The organism is Bradyrhizobium genomosp. I (2014), from assembly GCF_000261685.1.
Lineage (GTDB): Bacteria > Pseudomonadota > Alphaproteobacteria > Rhizobiales > Xanthobacteraceae > Bradyrhizobium.
Genome location: NZ_AJQE01000467.1, coordinates 1 through 2,200, shown reverse-complemented (window position 1 = coordinate 2,200; position 2,200 = coordinate 1). Strand labels below are relative to the sequence as shown.

1 protein-coding gene and 1 pseudogene are annotated in these 2,200 nt (G+C 63.2%); one reads left to right on the top strand and one right to left on the bottom strand.

Annotated elements, in window-relative coordinates; all coding sequences use genetic code 11:
• Nucleotides 1-15 precede the first annotated feature (15 nt).
• Complete coding sequence (locus tag IC50_RS38015) at nt 16-666, bottom strand: reverse transcriptase domain-containing protein (protein ID WP_232208764.1); 651 nt, start codon at nt 664-666, stop codon at nt 16-18.
• 371 nt (nt 667-1,037) lie between these two features.
• On the opposite strand from IC50_RS38015, the pseudogene IC50_RS38010 reads away from it, so the two are divergent.
• Nucleotides 1,038-1,478, top strand: a pseudogene (locus IC50_RS38010) (transposase); the annotation flags it as partial.
• Nucleotides 1,479-2,200: the final 722 nt, after the last annotated feature.

Here is a 2,200-nt window from a genome sequence, read left to right as displayed (position 1 = left end):
AGTTATCTTTTGCGTTCAGGGAGCCATGCCTGCCCCTTGCGGCGTGCCCCTGTCCGTCTCTCGCTTCTCGCCGCTCTCAAGAACACCGGCCCGCAGCCACAGCTCGAGGAGCCGTAGGATGCGAGGATCGGCGATCCTGTGCGCCACCATCCGCAACAGCCACTCGTGGTCGACCGAGTCGAAGAAGCTGCGTATGTCGGCATCGAGCACCCAGTTCACACGCTGGCTCATGATCGCCGTATGCAAGGCATCAAGCGCCATATGAGGATTCCGCCCCGGCCGGAAGCCGTAGGAGAACCCAAGGAAGTCGGCCTCATAGACGGCGCTCAACACCTCGGCCACCGCGCTTTGGACGATCTTGTCCTCGAGCGCCGGCACACCGAGAGGCCGCTTACCGCCATCGGCTTTGGGGATGTAGACTCGCCGCACCGGCTGTGGCCGGTAGCGACCAGTGTGGACCCGTCCGCAGAGGTCGCGGATGTTATCCGTGAGCCCCTCTTCGTACTTCGCCATCGTTACCCCATCGACCCCCGCGCTGGCCTGCCGCTTTTGTCGTCGAAACGCCCGAAGCAGAGCGTCCTCGTCGATGTGGTGCAGCAAGGCCGTGAACCGGGTTTGGGCAGCCCGCTTGGCCGCCGCGTTCACCCGATCGAGGTTCGGCGGCAAGGCAACCCGGCTCTGTGTCCGGACCCTGGCCTTCTCGCGCGGGCTCCCCTCGGGCTGGCCCCTTCCCTCCATACGTCTCGTTTCCTTCGACGACTTCACAGGTACTATGGACCAGTCCGACTCCCGACCTCAGCTCGGACCGCGGCTCTGGCAGTGCCTCGCCGCTGTCCCCCACTGGAGACCAATCCAGTGGACCCGATCGGGCCTCTCATGTTCCGATGATTGCCTTCCATGCGTGATGCGGCCATCGACCCCGACGGAGCGGCATCGTCTCGCATAACGACGATGCTCATGCTGCCTTCGTGACTAGGGAACACACTCGGCCTCCGGCTGATGGCGCTGGTGGTCGAAGGCATGACCGGCGCGGCATGTGCAGTGAGATCGGCGACAACGTGAAGGCCTTCCTCAACCGCCCGCTCTAGGGCGATCGGCCCTATCTGTGGATCGGCCACGTACGTGAAGCTGCGTCAGCAGGGGCGCATCGTCTCGGTCGCGGTGACCATCGCGTCGAGTTAACAGCGACGGCCGGCGTGAGGCGCTCGGCATTGACGTCGGCCCATCCGAAGCCGAGACGTTCTGGGCCGCGCTCCTGCGCAAGCTCGTCCGCCGCGGCCTGCGGGGCTACGGGCTCGTCGTCTCCGATACTCATGAGGGATCACGGCCACGGTCGGCGAAGTTCTCAACGCCACTAGCGCTGCCGCGTCCACTTCATGCGCAATGCGCTGGCACGTGCCGGCAAGAGCGCACGGCGCCTCGTCTCCGCCTTCATCGCCACGGTGTGCACCCAGGACGATGCCGAGGACGCGCGGGCGTAATGGCGCTGCGTCGCCGACCAGCTCCGCTCCCCTGCCAAAGCGCGGCGCCTTCCTTGCAGCGCCGGATCCGCTACTGACGGGCAATGCACGGCGGCGGGCAGGAACTCATCTTCCGTCAGACCTCCGGCTCTTGCGATTGATTTGATACGCAAGCGGCTGACCGCTGGCGTTGTCACGTGACGATCTCCTTCATCCCGCTAATCCCGAATCTTTTTCGATTCGCCTGTGCGATGTAGTGCGCGGGCTTCTTCGCCATGTTTCTGAACTTGGCCACTCTAGAATCAGAAATGCCGTCAGTTGCGAGTTCCTTGCGTGCAATGAAAATTCACATCGAAGCCCGTAGCACGAGTAAGTACGCGGCAACGGGCGGTGCTCCCGCCGCTCTTCGTAAATATGAATGTGCATCACGTCTTCGACCTCTGGACCCACGAGTGGAGAAGCAGCGGCAGCTATGCCGGCGGCAGTCTTATGGGCTTCGAAATAAAACCGAGGTCCTACGCCTTCTCGACGCCCTGCGTGAGCGAATAGCGGAGTTCGGTCTTTCGCTAAATGAGGAGAAGACCCGGATTCTGAATTTGGACGGTACGCGGCCGAGCGCCTCTCGCGCCGGGGCAACGCCGCCCGAAGACGTTCGACTTCCTCGGGTTCACGCACATCTGCGCGGTGCACCCAACGAAATCCGCACTTCACAATGCGGATTTCACGGATCGTGAGCATCG